The organism is Pseudoblastomonas aquimaris (assembly GCF_035481675.1).
In the GTDB taxonomy this organism is placed as follows: Bacteria; Pseudomonadota; Alphaproteobacteria; order Sphingomonadales; family Sphingomonadaceae; genus Alteriqipengyuania_B.
In genome coordinates this window covers 130,143-149,276 of the sequence record NZ_JAYJJW010000002.1, presented here as the reverse complement: position 1 = coordinate 149,276, position 19,134 = coordinate 130,143, and the positions used below count along the sequence as shown (strand labels likewise).

General features: G+C 65.4%; 18 protein-coding genes. 13 read left to right on the top strand and 5 right to left on the bottom strand.

What is annotated here, in order from left to right; translation table 11 throughout:
* The first annotated feature begins 328 nt into the window (after nt 1-328).
* The 6 genes from VCJ71_RS10740 to rplL all read left to right on the top strand — a co-directional run bounded on the left by VCJ71_RS10740 (nt 329) and on the right by rplL (nt 2,976).
* Nucleotides 329-529: a hypothetical protein gene (locus tag VCJ71_RS10740; protein WP_324641106.1), complete on the top strand. Its 201-nt coding sequence runs from the start codon at nt 329-331 to the stop codon at nt 527-529.
* Between the two features lie 23 nt (nt 530-552).
* A complete protein-coding gene (locus VCJ71_RS10735; protein ID WP_324641105.1) occupies nt 553-1,101 on the top strand; it encodes a DUF2975 domain-containing protein in 549 nt (182 codons plus the stop codon).
* The gene (locus VCJ71_RS10730; protein ID WP_324641103.1) at nt 1,101-1,328 is read left to right on the top strand and encodes a helix-turn-helix domain-containing protein; all 228 of its coding nucleotides are present in this window, start codon (nt 1,101-1,103) and stop codon (nt 1,326-1,328) included. The genes VCJ71_RS10735 and VCJ71_RS10730 overlap by 1 nt, the downstream gene beginning before the upstream one ends.
* A 65-nt stretch (nt 1,329-1,393) precedes the next feature.
* A complete protein-coding gene (locus VCJ71_RS10725) occupies nt 1,394-1,681 on the top strand; it encodes a hypothetical protein (RefSeq protein ID WP_324641101.1) in 288 nt (95 codons plus the stop codon).
* A 323-nt stretch (nt 1,682-2,004) separates the two neighbouring features.
* Entirely contained in the window at nt 2,005-2,520 is a 516-nt protein-coding gene (gene rplJ, locus VCJ71_RS10720; protein ID WP_324641100.1) for a 50S ribosomal protein L10, read from the top strand.
* Between the two features lie 78 nt (nt 2,521-2,598).
* Nucleotides 2,599-2,976 carry a 50S ribosomal protein L7/L12 gene (gene rplL / locus VCJ71_RS10715; RefSeq protein ID WP_324641098.1) on the top strand — a complete coding sequence of 126 codons (378 nt, stop codon included), beginning with the start codon at nt 2,599-2,601 and terminating at the stop codon, nt 2,974-2,976.
* Nucleotides 2,977-3,572: 596 nt separating this feature from the next.
* On the opposite strand, the gene VCJ71_RS10710 is transcribed toward rplL, so the two are convergent.
* From VCJ71_RS10710 to VCJ71_RS10700, 3 genes are all read right to left on the bottom strand, one after another.
* Nucleotides 3,573-3,860 carry a GIY-YIG nuclease family protein gene (locus VCJ71_RS10710; RefSeq protein WP_324641096.1) on the bottom strand — a complete coding sequence of 96 codons (288 nt, stop codon included), beginning with the start codon at nt 3,858-3,860 and terminating at the stop codon, nt 3,573-3,575.
* 90 nt (nt 3,861-3,950) lie between these two features.
* Nucleotides 3,951-5,702, bottom strand: a complete 1,752-nt coding sequence (locus VCJ71_RS10705) for a cation:proton antiporter domain-containing protein (protein WP_324641094.1) — start codon at nt 5,700-5,702, stop codon at nt 3,951-3,953.
* 63 nt (nt 5,703-5,765) lie between these two features.
* The gene (locus tag VCJ71_RS10700; protein WP_324641092.1) at nt 5,766-6,308 is read right to left on the bottom strand and encodes an acyloxyacyl hydrolase; all 543 of its coding nucleotides are present in this window, start codon (nt 6,306-6,308) and stop codon (nt 5,766-5,768) included.
* A 110-nt stretch (nt 6,309-6,418) separates the two neighbouring features.
* Here VCJ71_RS10700 and VCJ71_RS10695 point away from each other — a divergent pair, with 110 nt between their 5' ends.
* From VCJ71_RS10695 to VCJ71_RS10675, 5 genes are all read left to right on the top strand, one after another.
* Nucleotides 6,419-7,849 carry an MATE family efflux transporter gene (locus VCJ71_RS10695; RefSeq protein ID WP_324641090.1) on the top strand — a complete coding sequence of 477 codons (1,431 nt, stop codon included), beginning with the start codon at nt 6,419-6,421 and terminating at the stop codon, nt 7,847-7,849.
* Between the two features lie 174 nt (nt 7,850-8,023).
* Nucleotides 8,024-8,311, top strand: a complete 288-nt coding sequence (gene groES, locus VCJ71_RS10690) for a co-chaperone GroES (protein ID WP_290136642.1) — start codon at nt 8,024-8,026, stop codon at nt 8,309-8,311.
* A 77-nt stretch (nt 8,312-8,388) separates the two neighbouring features.
* On the top strand, nt 8,389-10,041 hold the full coding sequence (gene groL, locus VCJ71_RS10685) for a chaperonin GroEL (RefSeq protein ID WP_324641089.1): 1,653 nt from the start codon (nt 8,389-8,391) through the stop codon (nt 10,039-10,041).
* Between the two features lie 156 nt (nt 10,042-10,197).
* Complete coding sequence (locus VCJ71_RS10680; protein WP_324641088.1) at nt 10,198-10,824, top strand: biliverdin-producing heme oxygenase; 627 nt, start codon at nt 10,198-10,200, stop codon at nt 10,822-10,824.
* A 5-nt stretch (nt 10,825-10,829) separates the two neighbouring features.
* Complete coding sequence (locus VCJ71_RS10675; protein WP_324641522.1) at nt 10,830-13,355, top strand: HWE histidine kinase domain-containing protein; 2,526 nt, start codon at nt 10,830-10,832, stop codon at nt 13,353-13,355.
* 21 nt (nt 13,356-13,376) lie between these two features.
* Here VCJ71_RS10675 and VCJ71_RS10670 read toward each other — a convergent pair whose 3' ends face one another.
* Nucleotides 13,377-13,889, bottom strand: coding sequence for a DUF305 domain-containing protein (locus VCJ71_RS10670; RefSeq protein ID WP_324641521.1), 513 nt, complete (start codon nt 13,887-13,889; stop codon nt 13,377-13,379).
* 147 nt (nt 13,890-14,036) lie between these two features.
* Here VCJ71_RS10670 and VCJ71_RS10665 point away from each other — a divergent pair, with 147 nt between their 5' ends.
* The gene (locus tag VCJ71_RS10665) at nt 14,037-15,800 is read left to right on the top strand and encodes a copper resistance system multicopper oxidase (RefSeq protein WP_324641087.1); all 1,764 of its coding nucleotides are present in this window, start codon (nt 14,037-14,039) and stop codon (nt 15,798-15,800) included.
* Nucleotides 15,797-16,795 carry a copper resistance protein B gene (locus tag VCJ71_RS10660; protein ID WP_324641086.1) on the top strand — a complete coding sequence of 333 codons (999 nt, stop codon included), beginning with the start codon at nt 15,797-15,799 and terminating at the stop codon, nt 16,793-16,795. Before VCJ71_RS10665 ends, VCJ71_RS10660 begins: the two co-directional genes overlap by 4 nt.
* 21 nt (nt 16,796-16,816) lie before the next feature.
* Here the strand turns inward: VCJ71_RS10660 and VCJ71_RS10655 are convergent, their stop codons facing one another.
* Entirely contained in the window at nt 16,817-19,045 is a 2,229-nt protein-coding gene (locus tag VCJ71_RS10655; RefSeq protein WP_324641084.1) for a DUF305 domain-containing protein, read from the bottom strand.
* Nucleotides 19,046-19,134: the final 89 nt, after the last annotated feature.

Below are 19,134 nucleotides of genomic sequence, written 5' to 3'. Positions count from 1 at the left end.
CCTGAGAGCGGACGCAAACAGCGACCGCAGCCCGCACGAACCCCTTGCGGGCCCGCAGCCACAGTCGCTTTTCCAGCTCTCACGGATGGCCCGTCGCTTCCATCCTTCTGCCCGCCCCCGCGCATGGGCGTGCCGTTCTCGAAGCGATCGGTCAGGGCGGCATATAGGGGGCCGGGCGGGGAGCGTCAACCGGAGGGTAAAGACAGATAGGGCTGCGCGAAGGCGGGCAGTCGCATTTCTCGTATTATCGTTTTTCGATATTATCGGTTGACAATAAATTTTTGGCTGCATATCGTTTATCGGCAATCAACATCAAGGAGATCGATAAATGGCCCGCTTCGCACAGCAAGTCGCCGTCGCATTCATATTTGTGAGCCTTGCCATCGGTCTGGTCGGCAAAGACGCCGCCATGCCCCCGGGAGCGTCGTGGATGTCCGGCTCCACGGTCATGCTCGTCGCTTCGGGCGTGACCGCTCCGCTCGTCAACGACCTCTACGGCGCCTTCGCGATAGGGCCCGTCACGGCCTGACCCGGCGAAGAAGGGATAATCATATGCCAAATATTTCAAATGATCCGTTGTTGGGCCTTGGCAAGGCTTTCGCAATCATTCTCCAGATCGCCAGCGCGCTGGTAGGCGGACTAGCCCTGCTCTTGATCCCGCTGGCCATTCTCATCAACCAGGGCATCATCACGGGCATCTTCGATGGCCCAAATGCCCCCCTCTTCGTCCAGTATCCCATTTCAGGCGTGGCATTGCTGCTTGCGATAGCACTCTTCCTTGCCGCCTGTTTTCTGTTCTTCGGCAAGCTTCGGGCGATGATCGGCACCATTGGGGAGGGCGATCCCTTCACGCCCGAAAACGCACAGCGTCTTAGGATGATGGCTTGGCTGGCGCTGGCCATACAGGTCCTGGCCCTGGTAGTCGCGTGGCTGCGCGTTCATTCCGGCTCCCTTTGGGCCGGCAGGGAAGGCCCGGGGCTTTTTGTCGACTTCGGTCGAGAGGACATCATTGGCGCGATGACGGTCATCGTCCTCTTCATCCTCGCCCGCGTATTCAGCCACGGTACCGCGATGCGAGAAGACCTGGAAGGAACGGTGTGATGGGAGCCGACAATGAAGGAGCAAATATCGTGGTTAGGCTCGACGACCTGCTGCACGAACGCCGCATGACGCTGACCGAGCTGGCGGACCGGGTCGGCCTGACCCTCGCCAACCTCTCGATCCTGAAGACCGGCAAGGCCAGGGCCATCCGCTTCTCCACGCTGGAGGCGATTTGCCGCGAGCTCGATTGCCAGCCGGGCGACCTGCTTGGATACAGGAACCGGTAGCGCCGGCGCTGGTTGCAGTCCCACACGGCGACGATCGCCACGTCGCCGCAACAGAGGGGAATATCATGAAGAAGCTTATCGCCGCCGTCGCCCTGCCCGCCCTGTTCACCGTTGCCGCTTGCGACGGTCCGGCAGAGGAAGTGGCCGAAGAGCGTGACGACGTGATGGAAGCAGAAGCCGAGGTCATGGATGCGCAGGCCGGTGTCGCCGAAGCGCAGGCCGACCTTGCCGAACAGAAGGCGGACGTCGCGGAAGCCGAAGGCGACAGCGTCGGCGCCGCCGAAATGGAAGAGCGGGCCGACAACATGGAACAGGCCGCCGACACGCTGGAAGACACGGCCGACGGCATGTAACGCCCCGTCCCTATGCCGCGCCGAAGTCGCTTGACTCGCAGGCGCAAATCCTTAGAGGCCCGCCGCAGACCGGTGGGCCTCTTTTGGTTCGCAGGTCATCCGTCCGAGACAGTCGGTGAGGCGGGGCGCAAGCCTTCCTCTTAATTTCCGACCGAGATGGGAAACGAGATTTGCGCGGCAGGCCACACCTTGCCGCACCGGGCGCGAAGGCGCCCCTCCTTCCCTTCGATAAACGGACTCGTCCGCGCGGCACCAGCCGCGTGGCAACTTGAGCCGGTCGCATGCGGAGCCATCCGGGTGCGATCATTTAGAAGGAGTATGGCATGGATCGTTCGCAGAAAACCGAAGCGGTCGCCCAGCTCAACGAAATCTTCAACGAGAGCGGCGTGGTCGTTGTGACCCGCAATCTCGGCCTGACGGTGGCCCAGTCCACCGAACTGCGCACGAAGATGCGTGAAGCCGGTGCGTCCTACAAGGTTGCGAAGAACCGCCTTGCTACGCTCGCCCTGAAGGACACGCAGTACGAAGGTCTCGAAGACCTTCTGAGCGGCCCGACCGCCCTCGGCTATTCCGCCGATCCGGTCGCTGCCGCAAAGGCTGCGGTGGACTTTGCCAAGTCGAACGACAAGCTGGAAATTCTCGGCGGTTCGATGGGCGGACAGATGCTCGACGAAGCAGGGATCAAGGCACTCGCCTCGATGCCGAGCCTCGACGAGCTGCGCGGCAAGCTGGTGGGCCTCGTCAACGCCCCGGCAACGAAGATTGCCCAGGTCGTCAACGCACCCGCAGGCAAGCTCGCACGTGTCTTCGGCGCATATGCCGCCAAGGACGCTGCGTAAGCGGTTTTTCCAATACGAAACATCTCATGGGGCCGGATCGCAAGGCGACCGCGCCCGACAGAACTGGAGTGAAATATTATGGCCGATATCGCCAAGCTCGTTGAAGAACTTTCGAAGCTGACCGTCCTCGAGGCTGCCGAACTGGCAACCGCGCTGGAAGAAGAGTGGGGCGTGAGCGCCGCTGCAGCCGTGGCAGTCGCTGGCCCCGCCGGTGGCGGCGAAGCCGCTGCACCCGCCGAAGAGAAGGACGAATTCGACGTCATTCTCACCGGCGACGGTGGCAAGAAGATTCAGGTGATCAAGGAAGTCCGCGCCATCACCGGCCTGGGCCTTACCGAAGCCAAGGGCCTCGTCGAAGGCGCGCCGAAGCCGCTCAAGGAAGGCGTGAACAAGGCGGAAGCCGAAGAAATCAAGGGCAAGATCGAAGCAGCCGGCGGTACCGTCGAACTGAAGTAAGCCTTTCGCTTACCGATCTCGTTTCGAGATATGCGAAGGGGCGGTGCCGCAAGGCGCCGCCCCTTTTGCATGTTGGGCAAAGGGCTTATGCACCCTGTCGCAAACAAAATCCTCGCAACTGTCCTTAGAAAACACCGGGAGCGATGAACTTGAGTCGATTTGTCACTTTTCGGAACTTCACTATCGCTGTTTGTCTGTGCTTGACAGCATCCGCGAGCTTGGCACTAACCCCGCTCATCAATCCGCAGGTGCCGCTTTATCCATTTATCGTAAGCAATTGGGTGCTGATGATCGTCGTCGTGGGGGTGTTTCGGCGTTCCAGAGCGGAATGGGTCACACGTTCGGAGAGCATTTGGTGGGATAGGCTTACGTCGCTGGTGATCGTTTCGTTCACCATCGCAGGGTTTTTCGCAGTGCATAACGGAGAAACGCTCATTCGCGCTGGAGACCTAGCTCTGGCGAACTAGGTAATCGCTGAGGGGACTAGACCGCAGATCCCCGCCCCGACTCCAGAATTGACGAACATTTCCCCGACAGCCCCGGGAAACAAACCCCGCTCAGCCTGAGCCTGTCGAAGGCCATGCCCCGACTTCGCATCAGTCGCCCTGCCGGTTTCGGGCAAGAGCCGAAATCCGGCTCCAGTCTCCGGCTATCAGGGCTTCCTTCTTTGCCCTGCTCCAGCCCTTGATCTGCCGCTCGGCTGCAAATGCCTCGTCCCGCGTGGGAAACCTGTCTGACCATACGAGTGTGACCGGCAACCGCTTTGCCGTGTAGCCACCGAGCGCACCGGTCCGATGCTGTGCAATCCGGTTTTCGAGGTCGTCGGTGTGGCCGGCATAGTAGCTCCCGTCGTTGCAGCGGAGCAGGTAGGTGTAGAAGTCCATGGCAGGTGGCTAGCTTCGGCGTGTGGCCTTCGACAAGCTCAGGCTGAGCGGAGGGGGTTCTAGGGGCCGGAGCGCCGCCCCCCCACGCACCTAGTTCGTGGCAGGGCCCATCTGGTCGGCGTAGAATTCGTCCCGGCCGGCCATGATGTCGTCCGCGTCGATCTGGCGTTCCAGCCGGTCGCAGTCGCGGTGGCGGAAGGCGGCCTCGGTGTCGTCGATATCGGCGCTCTTCAAACCCATCCGGCCGAGAGCCTTGCGGCCCATTCGGATGGCGGATTCCAGCACCTCGCGCTGGACGTGGTCGACTTCCGACCCGGCCAGCGTCATCAGCGTGCGGCGGTCGAAGGCGCGCACCATGATCGCGGCCTGCGGGAAGGCGTCCTTCACCGCGGCGACGAGTTCGGGCGTCACCTGGTCCCCGTCGATGCAGAAGACCAGCAGCTTCGCCTCGTCGGCCCCGGCCTGCCGCAGCAGGTCGATCCGCGTCCCGTCGCCGAACCACACTTTTGCGCCGAATTCGCCGGCGACGTCGATCTGGTCCACCTTGCGGTCGATCAGCGTGACCGGCACCTCCGCGGTCACCAGCATCTGTGCCACCGTCTGGCCGAAGCGGCCGAAGCCGATGACCAGCGCATGGGCGCCGCCGCCGTCCGGCGCATCGCGTTCCCGCTCCTCGCCCGGCTTGCGGATGCGGTCGTTCAGCATCATCAGGAACGGCGTGGTCGCCATCGACAGCGTGACGATCGCGCCGAACAGGCTGGCGATCTCCGCATCGATCAGCCCCCCGGCCTGAGCCTGGGTGAACATGACGAAGCCGAATTCGCCGCCCTGGCTCAGCAGTAGGCCGAGCGCCAGGGCTCCGCGCCAGTCCATGCCGAGCAGCTTGCCGAGGCCGAAGATGATTGCCGCCTTCACCGCTATCAGCGCCAGCGCCATGCCGACCACAAAGCCGGGGTTCTCGGCAATCGCGCCCAGGTCCAGCATCATGCCGACCGACAGGAAGAACAGGCCGAGCAGGATCGAGCGGAACGGCTCGATATCGGCTTCCAGCTCGTGCCGGTAAGGCGTGTCGGACAACATCACCCCGGCGATGAAAGCCCCGAGCGCGGCCGACAGGCCCAGCGCTTCCATCAGCGCGGCGGCGCCGATCACCACCGTCAGCCCGGCGACGATGAACATCTCGCGTTCGCCCAGTCGGCCGATCAGCGCGAACAGCGGGCGCAGCAGGAAGCGCCCGGCGAGCACCAGGCCGATGGTGGCGGCAATGCTCATCAGGGCAAGCTGCCAGCCGGGCAGGCCTTCCTCAGCGCCCGGCGCCACGCTGAGCGCGGCGATGATCGTGATCAGCGCGATGATCGACAGATCCTGGAACAGCAGGATCGAAAAGGCGCGCTCGCCCAAGGGCGTGTTGAGGCGGCCGCCCGATTGCAGCATCGGCAGCACCTGCGCGGTGGAGGACAGGGCGAGCGGCAGGCCGAGCGCGAGCGCGGCGGTCCAAGGATAGCCCGTCACCAGCAGGATCAGCCCGGTCAGCGCGACGCCGCACAGCGCGACCTGCGCCAGCCCGACGCCGAAGATCGCCTTGCGCATGCGCCACAGCCGCGCCGGGTTGAGCTCCAGCCCGACGATGAAGAGGAGCAGGATGATGCCGATCTCGGCAAACGTCAGCGTGACCTCGGCATTGCCGGCAAGGTTCAGCACCTGCGGCCCGACGACCGCGCCGGCCACGAGGTAGCCGAGCGTCGCGCCCAGCCCCAGCTTGCGAAAGATCAGCACGAAGACGAGGCCGAAGCCGAGCAGCGTCAGGACTGCGAGTAATATCGAATGTTCGCCGCCGTGCATCGGTTGGCCTCCCCCGGATTGCCCGCAAGGTAGGCGCTGGCAGCGGCCGCGCCAAGGCCGCCGTCAGCGGACGGCGTAGCTCAGCCGCAGGCCCATCATGTCGATGCCTGGGTTCTGCTGGGCGTTGAACAGGCGCGCGTGGCTGATGTGGACCCAGCTTGCCTCCAGCGACAGCCGGTCGGACAGGCGGGCGCCGATGGCGATTTCCGGCTCGAACAGCACCCGGCTGCCGAGATCGGTGCGCTTGCCGGTGACCTCGCTGACGCGCAGCGACGGGCCATCGTGCACCACCAGTCCCAGTCCGGGCCGGACATAGGCCGCGCGGCCGAGCGGCACCTGCCACGAGAGGCCGCCGCCGGCGAAGCTGGTGTCGCCTTCGCTGTTGAGCGATGCAATCAGATAAGGTTGCGGCGAACCGATGAAATCCAGCGCCTCCTCGCGTTCGAAGCGGTAGCCGAACTGGAGGTCGACGCCGCTTTCCTCGACGGCAAACGTGAGAGGGGTCTCGACCTCGTGAGCGTAGACGCCGCCATAGACCTCTTGCGCCTGCGCAGTGGAGGTAAGGAGACCGGCGAAAAGGGCAAAAATAGCGGAACGAAATCTCATGGGGCTGCCATGTCGCTGTTGCCGGCTTGCCGCAAGCTGAAGCGAAAATTCGCGCCGTGCCCTGCCCGCCCTATCGCCCGCCCGCGCCCGCGCCTATCCGGGCCGGCTTTATGCAGCGCATCGAAGCCTTGCCGCCGGGCCGCACGCCCTGGCGAACCGAGCTGGCGGCCACGTTACGGCTGAGCTGGCCACTGGCGCTCGCCAACCTGTTGCAGATGCTGACCTACGCGATTGACGTCATTTTCATCGCGCGGCTGGGCGAAAGCGAGCTGGCCGCATCGACGCTGGCCGTGTCGCTGTTCGGCCTCGTCGTGTGGGCGTTCTGCGGCCTGACCGGCGCGGTCGCCCCCGTCATCGCCGCCGAACTCGGCGAGCGCGCTCCCGCCTTGCGCCCGGTGCGCCGCGCCACCCGCATGGCCTTGTGGCTGGCGGTCATCACCGGCGTCATCGGCATGGGCCTGTCGATGCTGATCGGCCCGCTCGCCCGCGCCACCGGACAACAGCCGGAAATCGCCGCGATGGCCCACACCTACATGGGCGTGGTCGTCTTCTCGATGATTCCCATGCTGCTCGCCAACGTGCTGCGCAATTACGTTTCCGCGCTCGGCCGCCCGATTTTTGCCACGGTCATCACCGGCATCGGCGTGGGCGTGAACGCGCTCGCCAATTACGCCTTCATCTTCGGCAACCTCGGCGCGCCGGCGCTGGGCCTGGTCGGGGCGGGCATCGCCACGGTGACGACGTCGCTGTTCGTCATGTTCGCCTACGTCCTTGCCATCCGCATGGACCGCAGGATGCACCGCTACCGCATCTTCGGGCGGTGGTGGGCCCCGGACTGGGAGCGGTTCTGGCTGATTGCCCGCGTCGGCACGCCGATCGCGCTGACGATCACGGCAGAGGCGGGCATTTTCGGCGCGGCCGCTTTCCTGATGGGCGCCATCGGCACTTCGGAGCTGGCCGGACACACCATCGCGCTGCAGATCGCCGCGCTGATGTTCCAGGTGCCCTTCGGCATCGGCCAGGCGGCCACGATCCGCGTCGGCTATTTTTACGGAGCGCGCGACCCGGCGGGCATGGCCCGCGCGGGCTGGACGGCGATTGCGGTGGGCACCGGCTTCATGGCCTGCACCGCCGCGCTCATGGTGTTCGCGCCGCGCACGCTGATTTCGATCTACGTCGATCCCGACGCGGCCAAGAACGCCGCGCTGGTCGGCTTCGCCCTGCGCTACCTCGTCATCGCCGCGGCCTTCCAGCTGGCGGACGGGGTGCAGGCCGTCGCCGCAGGCGCGCTGCGCGGATTGCAGGACACGCGCGTGTCGATGTGGATCGCGCTGTTCGCCTATTGGGTGCCCGGCTTCGGCGTGGCGCTGGCGCTGGGGTTTGCCACGCCGCTGGAGGGCACCGGCGTGTGGATCGGGCTTGCGACCGGGCTGGCCGCAGCGGCAATCCTGCTGCTGGGCCGGTGGATGAGGCGCGAGACGCTGGGCCTGACTCATCGCGCGGCGGGAGAGCCGGCGGAGCCGCAAATCCCGCTGCCCTGAAGGGCGTTCTCCCGGCCGGTCCAACATGCGCCACGCCCCGGCGAAAAGCGCGAAACTTTTTTGCCGCCGCACCTGTTGACTCGGTGAAGGCGCCGCCCCATCTGCGCGGCGCTGGCACTCTCCATCCGGGAGTGCCAATCGACACATCAACCTTTGCTAAGGAAAGAGGTTCACATGGCATTTCGTCCATTGCACGACCGCGTTCTGGTCCGCCGCATCGAAGCCGATGAGAAGACGGCAGGCGGCATCATCATCCCCGACAGCGCCAAGGAAAAGCCGAGCGAAGGCGAAATCGTCGCCGTCGGTTCGGGCGCCAAGGCCGAAGACGGCACGGTCACCCCGCTCGACGTCAAGGAAGGCGACCGCGTCCTGTTCGGCAAGTGGTCCGGCACCGAAGTCAAGCTCGACGGCGAAGACCTGATCATCATGAAGGAAAGCGACATCATGGGGATCGTTTCCTGACGATCTTCCGGGCCCCGCCCATTGGCTAGGCCCGCCGCAATTCCCGAATCCAAGACATTCCAAACGGAGAAACCAACATGGCAGCCAAGGACGTAAAGTTCAGCCGCGACGCGCGCGAAGGCATCCTGCGCGGCGTCGACACGCTCGCAAACGCAGTGAAGGTCACGCTCGGCCCCAAGGGCCGCAACGTCGTGATCGACAAGAGCTTCGGCGCACCGCGCATCACCAAGGACGGCGTTTCCGTCGCCAAGGAAATTGAACTGAAGGACAAGTTCGAAAACATGGGCGCGCAGATGCTGAAGGAAGTGGCATCGAAGACCAACGACCTCGCCGGTGACGGCACCACCACCGCCACGGTGCTGGCGCAGTCGATCGTGACCGAAGGCATGAAGTCGGTCGCCGCCGGCATGAACCCGATGGACCTGAAGCGCGGCATCGACCTCGCCGTGGGCAAGGTCGTTGAAAACCTGGCGGGCCGTTCCAAGGACGTGTCCGGCAGCGAGGAAATCGCGCAGGTCGGCATCATTTCCGCCAACGGCGACCGTGAAGTTGGCGAGCGTATCGCCGAAGCCATGGACAAGGTCGGCAAGGAAGGCGTGATCACCGTGGAAGAGGCCAAGGGCCTCGAATTCGAACTCGATGTCGTCGAAGGCATGCAGTTCGACCGCGGCTACCTGTCGCCCTATTTCGTGACCAACCCCGAAAAGATGACGGTCGAGCTCGAAAACCCGTACATCCTGATCAACGAAGGCAAGCTGTCCAGCCTGCAGGCCATGCTGCCGGTGCTCGAAGCCGCGATGCAGAGCGGTCGCCCGCTCCTCATCATCGCCGAAGACATCGAAGGCGAAGCGCTGGCCACGCTGGTGGTCAACAAGCTGCGCGGCGGCCTGAAGGTCGCAGCGGTCAAGGCACCGGGCTTCGGCGATCGCCGCAAGGCCATGCTGCAGGACATCTCAATCCTGACCAAGGGCGAGCTGATCAGCGAAGACCTCGGCATCAAGCTGGAAAGCGTCACGCTGAACATGCTCGGCCAGGCCAAGCGCGTGTCGATCGACAAGGACAACACGACCATCGTGGACGGTGCCGGCGACGAAGCCGACATCAAGGCCCGCGTCGAGCAGATCCGTGCCCAGATCGAAACGACCACGTCGGACTACGACCGTGAAAAGCTGCAGGAACGCCTGGCGAAGCTCGCCGGCGGTGTTGCGGTGATCAAGGTCGGCGGCGCTTCGGAAGTCGAAGTGAAGGAACGCAAGGACCGCGTCGACGACGCGCTGCACGCAACCCGCGCAGCCGTGGAAGAAGGCATCGTCCCGGGCGGCGGTACCGCCCTGCTCTATGCCTCCTCGGCGCTCGACGGCCTAACCGGCATCAACGACGACCAGACCCGCGGCATCGACATCGTTCGCCGCGCGCTGCAGGCGCCGGTCCGCCAGATCGCCGAAAACGCCGGCCATGACGGTGCGGTGGTTGCCGGCAAGCTGATCGACGGCAAGGACGAAACCCTCGGCTTCAACGCCGCGACCGACACTTACGAGAACCTCGTGAATGCCGGCGTCGTCGATCCGACCAAGGTCGTCCGCACCGCGCTGCAGGATGCAGCATCGGTCGCCGGCCTGCTGATCACCACCGAAGCGGCCATCGTGGACGCTCCGGAGGAAAAGGCAGCCGGTGGCGGCATGCCCGACATGGGCGGCATGGGCGGCATGGGCGGAATGGGCGGCTTCTAAGCCCCCGACCACTCACGCACGAGAAACGGGCCCGGCGGGAGCGATCCTGCCGGGCTTTTTCTTGCCCGCCCGAGGGAAACGGACCGAAAATCGGCCAAGCATCCAAAAGCTTAGGCACTTTTTGCCATTTGGTGCATTAAGGGCCGACGGGGATCGATGAACGCGCATCACGCCATTCCGGAACCATCCACCGCCATGCCGGGCGCGGCAGGCGGCGGCGTGCGCGCGCGGCGGACCGGCGCGCGGTTCCATCTGCGCGATGTCACGCGCGGGGAGCACGACGCAACCGAAGCGGCTTTCGCGCCGTTCGACCTGTCGAAGCCAGCCGCATATCGCGCGTTCCTGCAAGCCCACGCCAGCGCGCTTGCCGCCTTGGAAGCGCCGATGGAGGGCCGTGGCTGGCAAAACCACGCATCGCGCCGCACTCTCCTTGAAGCCGACCTCGCCGATCTGGGCGACGCTGCGTGTCCTTCGGCGATGGAGCAGCCCGCCCTTTCGGGCGACGCACACGTCTGGGGCGCGCAATACGTTTTGGAGGGATCGCGCCTGGGCGGGCAAATCCTCGCGCGGCAGGTCGCCAAGGGTAATCCCACGCGCTATCTGTCCGGCAACGCCGAAGCGGGAACCGACGACATGAGACCGTGGCAGGAATTCTGCGCCGCGCTGGAAGACGAGGCGCGCCGCCACGGGCCGCAATGGCTCGCCGATGTCGAGGACGGCGCACGCGCGACCTTCCGCCTCTTCCGCGAGGCGGCGAACACTTTTGCAGGACCGACGACTTGACCGAAATGCTCCCCCGCGACGCCGCGATCGGCATCACCAATTGCGACCGCGAGCCGATCCACATCCCGGGCGGGATCCAGGACATCGGTTTCCTCGTCGCGCTCAGCGCCGACTGGCTGGTCCAGCGCGCCGCCAACACGGAGAAATTCCTCGGCATCGCGCCCGAAGACATGCTCGGCAAATCCCTGCCCGATGTCTTCGCCAAGCAGGCCGTCGACCTCGTCCGCGACCGGATTTCCATGCTGCGCGGCAAGGATTCGGTGGAGCGGCTATTCGCCGTGCCGCTGCTGGAAGACGGTTCGCTGTTCGACCTTGCGCTGCATTTCTCCGGCCGCTCGGTCGTGCTGGAGGCGGAGCGGTCGAAGGGCGACCAGGTCGAGGTGTCCTCCACCACTCGCAACATCCTCGGCCGGCTGGCCGCCAGCCGCGACGTCGACACCCTGCTCAACGAATGCGCCCGGCAGGCCCGCGCGCTGCTCGGCTTCGACCGGGTGATGATCTATCGCTTCGCCGCCGACGAAAGCGGCGAGGTGGTGGCGCAGTCCGTCGCGCGCGGGTTCGAGAGCTTCCTCGGCCTCAACTTCCCTTCCACCGACATCCCGCAGCAGGCGCGAAAGCTGTATGTGCGCAACACGTTCCGCATCATCGGCGATGCGACGGCGGAGCAGGTGCCCATCGTGCAGCGCGGCGAGGGCGAACCGCTCGACCTGTCGCTGGCGCTCTACCGCGCGGTTTCCCCGATCCATCTCGAATACCTGCGCAACATGGGCGTGGCTGCGTCGCTTTCGATCTCGATCATCGTCAACGGCAAGCTGTGGGGGCTGATCGCCTGCCACCACCACCAGCCGCACATGCCGTCCTTTGCGGAGCGGAGCGCGGCCGAACTGTTCGGTCAGATCTTCTCGCTCCAGCTCGAAAGCCGGATCAACGCCGAGAGCACGGATTACGAATCCAAGGCCCGCCACGTCGGCAACCGGGTGATGACCGCGGCGGCGCAGGATCCCACGAAGCTGCTCGACGCCGAATGGCTGCTTCAGATGATGGACGATGCGATCGAATGCGACGGCATCATGGTCCACATGGAAGGCGAGATGTCGTCGGCCGGCATCCACCCGAACGAGGGCATTTTCCAGCGCCTGGTCGACACGCTCAACACACGCGAAGCGCAGATCATCCATCATTCGCACAATTTGTCGACCTACCTCGGCGGCGAAGAGCTCGACACGCCCGCTGCCGGCTTCCTCGCGATCCCGATTTCGCGACGCCCGCGCGATTACATGGTGCTGTTCCGCGAGGAGCAATTGCGCTCCGTGCGCTGGGCCGGTGAGCAGGCGAAGCACGTCACCCAGACCGAAGACGGTCTGGAACTGACCCCGCGCAAGAGCTTCGAGGCCTGGAAGCAGACGGTGACCGGGCAGTCGAAACCCTTCAATCTGTCCGAAGTGCGGGTTGCGACTTCGCTGCGCAGCACGCTTCTGGAAATCGTCCTGCGGCTGAGCGAAGCGGCAAGCGAGGATCGGCGCAAGGCGACCGAGCAGCAGAAATTGCTGATCGCCGAGCTCAATCACCGCGTGCGCAACATCCTCGCCCTGATCCGCGCGCTGATGAGCCAGACCAAGCGCGAAGAAGGCAGCATTTCCGACGTCGTCGATACGCTGGAAAGCCGGGTGAAGGCGCTCGCCACCGCGCACGACATGCTGACGGCGGAAAACTGGGCCCCGACCCCGCTGCGCACGCTGTTCGAAGTCGAGCTGCAGGCCTACATGTCGCCCACGAAACAGCGGGTTACGATGGACGGGCCGGACGTCTCCATCCTGCCCGAAGCCATCCCGATCATGGCGCTGGTTATCCACGAACTCGCCACCAACGCTGCGAAGTACGGCGCGCTGAGCGACAGCGGCACCATCGCGCTGGACTGGCATTGCGACGACGACAAGAACCTGGTGCTCAACTGGCGCGAGAAGGGCGGCCCGGCCGTGCAGAAGCCGGAGCGACAGGGCTTCGGCACCACCATCATCAACAACTCCATCCCGCACGAACTGGGCGGCGAATCGGCGATCGAGTACAAGACGAGCGGCATCGAAGCCTGCTTCACCGTTCCTGCCAAGCACGTCGTGGTCATCGAGGATGAACAGGTTGAAACGGCGTCGGCCGAAAAGCCCGATGTCCGCTCCATCCCGCTCGGCAAGGAGCGGATGCTGCTGGTCGAGGACAGCATGCTGATCGCGCTCGACGCCGAAGACCAGCTGCGCGACATGGGCGTGGGCGAAGTGGTGCTGGCCGCCAGCAACAATGCCGCGCTGCGGGCGCTGGACGAAGGCATCACCATCGCCATGCTCGATTTCAACCTGGGCGACGAGACCAGCCTGCCGATCGCGGAAAAGCTGCGCGAGAAGGGCGTGCCCTTCTTCTTCGCATCGGGCTACGGCGCGGGCGACGTGCTGCCGGCGGAATTCGCCGACGTGCATGTCATCACCAAGCCCTATTCCCGCGACCAGATCGAGCAGGCCATCGCGCAGATCCGGGGCTGATTACCGGGAAGCTGACCGGTCCTATTCTCCGGGAGTGGGCGTACCCGGATTAACCTTGCCCTCGAAGGCGGGGACGGGCCGCGCGGCCGCGTCCGCCTCGGTCGCGGCGATGCCGTTGGCTTCGATATCCTCCAGCAGCCAGCGCATCTCGTCGATTTCCCTGCGCTGGGCACGGATGATGTCGTTGGCCAGTTTGCGCACGCGCACGTCCTCGATACCCGCCCGTTCGCTCGTCATGATGGCGATCGAATGGTGCGGGATCATGGCCGACATGTAATCGCTGTCGTCCACCGTCACTTGGCTGCGCACGAGGAACAGGGCGAGCGCAAAGGTCACCGCCGACACGCCGATGATGATCCAATTCTTCGCCCGGTTACGGTACATGCCCCACATGAAGGCGAGCATCACGACCGCCATCACCGCGCCCATGACGAACATCATCCAGAGCCGCGTCTCGCTCCAGAACACATGGTCCAGCGCATAGGTGTTGAGATACATCAGGCCGAGCATGATGACGGTAGAGGTGCCCACCATCGCCATGAACCGTCCGTAATTGCCTTCGTGTCCGCCGTGGCTGGTGCCGCGTTCATCGGCCATCGCGCTTCCCCTTGTTATCGTTGTTGCCTCCAACCAAATGCATGACACCCACCGGTCAGTTCCGAAGCAAAGCGAAGAAGGCCCATGAACCGAAGCGCAATCCTGTCCCGCCGCAATTTCATGCTCGGCAGCGCCGGCCTAGCCGGAGCCGGCCTCGCCATGCCGGCATGGGCGCGCGGGGCGAACATGGCGGAGGCCGGCAAGGGCCCCGGCACGGTTTCGGGCGAAAGCATCGACCTCACCATCGGGCGAAGCACCTTCCGCACCGGCGGGCGCAGCGGCCATGCGGTCACGGTCAACGGCACCGTGCCCGGCCCGCTTGTCCGCCTGCGCCAGGGGCAAAACGTGCGGCTCGACGTCACCAACACGCTGGACGAGGACAGTTCCATCCACTGGCACGGCCTGCTGGTCCCGTTCCAGTTCGACGGCGTGCCGGGTGTAAGCTTCCCCGGTATCCGCCCGGGCGAGACGTTCACCTACGAATTCCCGATCCGGCAGGCGGGCACATACTGGTGGCACAGCCATTCCGGCCTGCAGGAACAGATGGGCCATTACGGGCCGATCGTGGTGGAAGCGGCAGACGGTTCCGATGCCCGCTTCGACCGAGATTACGTGGTCCTGCTGAGCGAATTCACGCCGATGCATCCGCACGAGATCATGCGCAAGCTGAAGGTGTCGGAAGGCTATTTCAATTACACCAAGCAGACCGCGACCGAAGGCGACATGCCGGTGTCCGACCGCATGATGTGGGGCGGCATGCGAATGAACCCGCGCGACATTTCTGACGTCACGGGTTCGACCTATACCTATCTTGTCAACGGCCACGGACCGCTGGACGACCTGGAGTACCTCTTCACACCGGGAGAGCGGGTGCGGCTGAGGATCATCAACGGCAGCGCGATGACGTTCTTCAACGTCCGCCTGCCCGGTGTCCCGATGACCGTGATCCAGGCCGACGGTCAGGACGTGCAGGATGTCGTCGTCGACGAATTGCAGATCGGCACGGCGGAAACCTACGACGTCGTCGTCGAGCCGGGCGCGGGCGCGCACACCATCGTGGCGGAGGCGATGGATCGCAGCGGCATGGGTATCGCCACGCTGACTAGCGAGAGCGGCCGGAAGGGCATCGTACCCCCGCTGCGCGAAGTGCCGACGCTAACCATGGCCGACATGGGCATGGCGATGGACCATTCCGGAATGGCAGCCAGCGGAGAGATGGCCGGTAACGACGGGAGCATGGCTTCGGGCATGGACCATCCCGCCGGTCACGCCATGGGCGCGATGGACCACGACATGCGCAAGCCCGATATTTTGCCGCCCGATGTCGAGGCCGGGCCGGGGGTCGACATGGTAGCCCCGATGCCGGTGGACCGGATGGATTTTCCCGGACTCGGGCTCGACAGCGTCGACCACCGCGTGCTGCGGTATACCGATCTCAAGGCCATGCGCCCCAATTCGGTGCGGCCGCCCGAACGGGAAATGGAAATCCACCTCACCGGCAACATGGAACGCTACATGTGGTCCTTCGACGGCAAGGTCTTCACCTCCGTCACCGACGACCCGATCCGTTTCGGGTTCGACGAGCGGGTTCGCGTGACGCTGGTCAACAACACGATGATGGCCCACCCCATTCACCTGCACGGCCATTTCTTCGAATTGGTCAACGGAGCGGGCGAAGCGCACCAGCCGCTGAAGCACACGCTGGTCGTGCAGCCGGGCAGCAAGGCGACGTTCGATCTTACCGCGAACGAGCCCGGCGACTGGGCTTTCCATTGCCACCTGCTGTTCCACATGCATGCCGGTATGATGCAGGTGGTCACCGTGCGCCCCTTCCCGGAGGCCGGATGATGCGCAGCCTGCCGATCCTTTCAGCCGCGATGCTGATCAGCCTGTCCGCGCCCGCGGTCGCGCAGGACCACGCGCAGCACCCGCCTGCCGCGCCGCACGAAATGGACCATTGCGCGATGGGCCACCTGCCGCCCGACCAGTGTCCGCCGAAGGACGCTGACGATCCGCACGCCGGTCACAGGATGGAGGGAGCGATCCCCGCTCAAGGCGATCCGCATGCCGGCCATGCGATGGGGGGTGCGATGGCTTCCGTCCCGGAAGCCCCGCCACCGCCGCGCGCTTTCGGTGGCCCGCGCCACGCTGCCGACGCCATCTGGGGCGAGGCTGCGATGGAACGGGCGCGCGAGCAGCTGGCGCAGGAGAACGGCGGCCAGGCTTTCGGCACGCTGATGGCGGAGCGGCTGGAATATCGCGCGGGCGATGAGGACCTTTACCTGTGGGACGTGCAGGGTTGGTACGGCGGCGATATCGATCGCCTGTTCCTGAAGTCCGAAGGCGAAGGGGAATTCGGCGGAGGACTGGAAAGCGGCGAGGTCCAGGCGCTGTGGAGCCACGCCATCGGCCCGTTTTTCGACCTGCAACTGGGCGCGCGATACGATTTCGCGCCGCTCGACCGCACCTACCTCGTCGCCGGCGTTCAGGGCCTCGCGCCCTACATGTTCGAAGTGGATGCGGCCGCCTTCCTGTCGGACGAGGGCGACCTCACCGCGCGGGTCGAGGCGGAATACGACCAGCTGATAACCCAGCGCCTCGTCCTGCAACCGCGCATCGAGATCGGACTTGCCGCGCAGGATGTGCCGGAGCTCGATCTGGGCTCCGGCATCACGAAGGTCGAGGCGGGGCTGCGCCTACGCTATGAAATCGCGCGCGAATTCGCCCCATACGTGGGCCTTTCCTACGAGGCGGCCCTCGGCCGCACGGCGGATTTCGCCCGTGCCGACGGGCGCGATCCGGACGGGATCGCGCTGGTTGCCGGGGTGCGCGCCTGGTTCTGACGCGCACCCGCGTGCGGCAAATCAGCCCCCGTTGCGGCTTTCGTTGACCGCGTCGATCGCGTCCTGCGGCCAGGTGACCTGCGTCTGCGTCTGCGGGTTGAAGACGCCGCCGGGATAGATCGCTGCCTTGGCGGCGTCGATCTCGGCCTGGGTCAGGAACTCGCTCGGCGTCAATTCGAACACGTCGAGGCCGCGGGCGATTTCCGTGCCGTAGATCTTGCCGTCGTACCAGTAGGCCGACCAGTAGCCGCCCATCGTCAGGCGCGGTTCGAACACCGGACCGCGGTCGAAGAAGGCGATTTCGAACGGGTTGGCGGGATCGGTGAAGTCGATCACGCTGATGCCGCCCTGGTACCAAGCCTGCACGAAGATATCGCGGCCCGGCACCGGGATGATCGAACCGTTATGCGCGACGCAGTTTTCCTTGTCGCTCTGCGGCGCGGGCATCTTGAACTTGCCCTGCTGCACCAGCGCACGGCCTTCGACGGAATAGAACGCGTCCGCGCCCCAATCCATCCGGTCGCCGGCCTGGCACCGCGGACGGCCACCGCCGCCCCACTCGTCGGTGAACAGCACCACGCTGCCGTCGTTGTTGAACGTGGCGGAGTGCCAGTAGGCGAAGCCCGGATCGGTCACGGCGTCGAGGCGGACGGGGTTCAGCGGATCGGTGATGTCCATCAGGATACCGTTGCCCGAACACGCGCCCGCGGCGATGTTCTTGGCCGGGAACACGGTGATGTCGTGGCACTGGTCGGTCCGGTAGGTGTCCTGCGTGCCGTTGCCGTGGTCGCCGCCGGTCCACAGGCCCGCGACCTCGCCCGTTTCCTGGTTGGCGAAGACGCGCGGGCTGCGCACGATGCGCGCGGCGGCGGGATTGGCCACCGGCACTTCGATCACGTCGATGCTGAAGTAGGACGTGCCGTCGCCGCCCGGGATTTCGGTGCAGCCGGGCAGTTCCTCGCCGGACCGCACGCGCGCGGTGCCGGAGTTGTAGATGACCAGCCGGTCGGCATCGGCGCTGACGATGGAGTGGGTGTGCGAGCCGCGGCAGGTCTGCACCTGCCCGACCTGCACCGGCGCCGTCAGGTCCGAAATGTCGAAGATGCGCAGGCCGCGGAAACGCTCTGCGCTCACATCGCCGTCCACGCCCTGCCGGCCGCAATCGACGCGGCCGCGGGTCTGTTCGACCGACATGATGAGGAGGTCGCCCGCGATCGAGACGTCGCCCTGCCCGCCGGGGCAGACAACCGAGCTGATCAGCTGCGGCGCGGCATCGTCGGTCAGGCGATAGATGTTGAAGCCGTGGTAATTGCCCGCGACCATGATGTCGTCCTGGAACGCCATGTCGGTCTGGCTGAAGCTCAACAGCGGGCTGCGCGGACTCCATTCGGTGCCGGCGGCGGGGTCCTCTGCGGTCGCCTCGCTCGCTTCGCCTTCGGCTGCGGCCATCGCGCGCTGCCTGGCGAGCGGCAGGCCGGCGGGGTTGTCCGCATCGAAGAAGCCGGCGGGCTTGGGCAGGCTGGCGAGCAGCGTCATGTTCGAAATCGCCGTGCCCGCATCGCGGAAGCCGGCAGAAAGGCCCGCGCGCGGATCTTCCGAAAGGCCGGCGAGCAACACGTTCATCCGCTCGATCTCGCTCGACTGGTCGTTCTTCACGTCGCTGGTGAAGCTGTAGAGCTGCGGGTCGTAGGCCGCGCCGGGGGTGGAGAAGAGCTCGTCCACCATGGTGATCGCGCCCATGTGGTGCGCGGTCATCAGCTGCAGGAACAGGCGGTCGAACTCGGTCCCGCTGAGGCTCGCCAGCCGGGCGATATCCTCGGCCGAGGCCATGCCCTGCATCGCGAAGCCGCCATGCATCGCGTGCATCGCGTGGGGGCCGCTGGCGGCGGGAACGGCGAAGCCGCGATCGGCCAGCCAGGTGTTCATGAAGGCGATCTCGTCCGCCTGCCCGGCAAGGATACGGTTCGCGATCGTGATCACGTCATCGTTGCTGGTGCGCCCGTCGACCAGTTCCGACAGGACGGTGGCCTGGCGATGGTGCGGGATCATGGCCTGGAGGAAATGCCCGTCCGCCTCGATGAAGCGGGTGTCGGCGATCTGCGTCGCCTCGTCCGCGCTCAGCGCGCGTCCCTGCGCGCCCGGGGCGCCCGGCTGCACGATCGGCACGTCCTGCGCCATGGCGGTACCGGCCATCAGCATGGCGGCAATGGTCATACCGGCGCTGGCGCGCCGAAGGGTCTTGGTTGTCATAAATATTCTCCCAGCTCGGCGCGACATAGGCACGCCTTGGCCCCCGCTCGTCAAGCGGCGATGCAACTTTGGTCGGCGAGCATCGTTGG

What these genes read in the sequence shown, in the direction of transcription:
- VCJ71_RS10740 (WP_324641106.1), top strand. Translation starts at nt 329, where the DNA reads ATGGCCCGCTTCGCACAGCAAGTCGCCGTCGCATTCATATTTGTGAGC.
- VCJ71_RS10735 (WP_324641105.1), top strand. Translation starts at nt 553, where the DNA reads ATGCCAAATATTTCAAATGATCCGTTGTTGGGCCTTGGCAAGGCTTTC.
- VCJ71_RS10730 (WP_324641103.1), top strand. Translation starts at nt 1,101, where the DNA reads ATGGGAGCCGACAATGAAGGAGCAAATATCGTGGTTAGGCTCGACGAC.
- VCJ71_RS10725 (WP_324641101.1), top strand. Translation starts at nt 1,394, where the DNA reads ATGAAGAAGCTTATCGCCGCCGTCGCCCTGCCCGCCCTGTTCACCGTT.
- rplJ (WP_324641100.1), top strand. Translation starts at nt 2,005, where the DNA reads ATGGATCGTTCGCAGAAAACCGAAGCGGTCGCCCAGCTCAACGAAATC.
- rplL (WP_324641098.1), top strand. Translation starts at nt 2,599, where the DNA reads ATGGCCGATATCGCCAAGCTCGTTGAAGAACTTTCGAAGCTGACCGTC.
- VCJ71_RS10710 (WP_324641096.1), bottom strand. Translation starts at nt 3,860, where the DNA reads ATGGACTTCTACACCTACCTGCTCCGCTGCAACGACGGGAGCTACTAT.
- VCJ71_RS10705 (WP_324641094.1), bottom strand. Translation starts at nt 5,702, where the DNA reads ATGCACGGCGGCGAACATTCGATATTACTCGCAGTCCTGACGCTGCTC.
- VCJ71_RS10700 (WP_324641092.1), bottom strand. Translation starts at nt 6,308, where the DNA reads ATGAGATTTCGTTCCGCTATTTTTGCCCTTTTCGCCGGTCTCCTTACC.
- VCJ71_RS10695 (WP_324641090.1), top strand. Translation starts at nt 6,419, where the DNA reads ATGCAGCGCATCGAAGCCTTGCCGCCGGGCCGCACGCCCTGGCGAACC.
- groES (WP_290136642.1), top strand. Translation starts at nt 8,024, where the DNA reads ATGGCATTTCGTCCATTGCACGACCGCGTTCTGGTCCGCCGCATCGAA.
- groL (WP_324641089.1), top strand. Translation starts at nt 8,389, where the DNA reads ATGGCAGCCAAGGACGTAAAGTTCAGCCGCGACGCGCGCGAAGGCATC.
- VCJ71_RS10680 (WP_324641088.1), top strand. Translation starts at nt 10,198, where the DNA reads ATGAACGCGCATCACGCCATTCCGGAACCATCCACCGCCATGCCGGGC.
- VCJ71_RS10675 (WP_324641522.1), top strand. Translation starts at nt 10,830, where the DNA reads ATGCTCCCCCGCGACGCCGCGATCGGCATCACCAATTGCGACCGCGAG.
- VCJ71_RS10670 (WP_324641521.1), bottom strand. Translation starts at nt 13,889, where the DNA reads ATGGTGGGCACCTCTACCGTCATCATGCTCGGCCTGATGTATCTCAAC.
- VCJ71_RS10665 (WP_324641087.1), top strand. Translation starts at nt 14,037, where the DNA reads ATGAACCGAAGCGCAATCCTGTCCCGCCGCAATTTCATGCTCGGCAGC.
- VCJ71_RS10660 (WP_324641086.1), top strand. Translation starts at nt 15,797, where the DNA reads ATGATGCGCAGCCTGCCGATCCTTTCAGCCGCGATGCTGATCAGCCTG.
- VCJ71_RS10655 (WP_324641084.1), bottom strand. Translation starts at nt 19,045, where the DNA reads ATGACAACCAAGACCCTTCGGCGCGCCAGCGCCGGTATGACCATTGCC.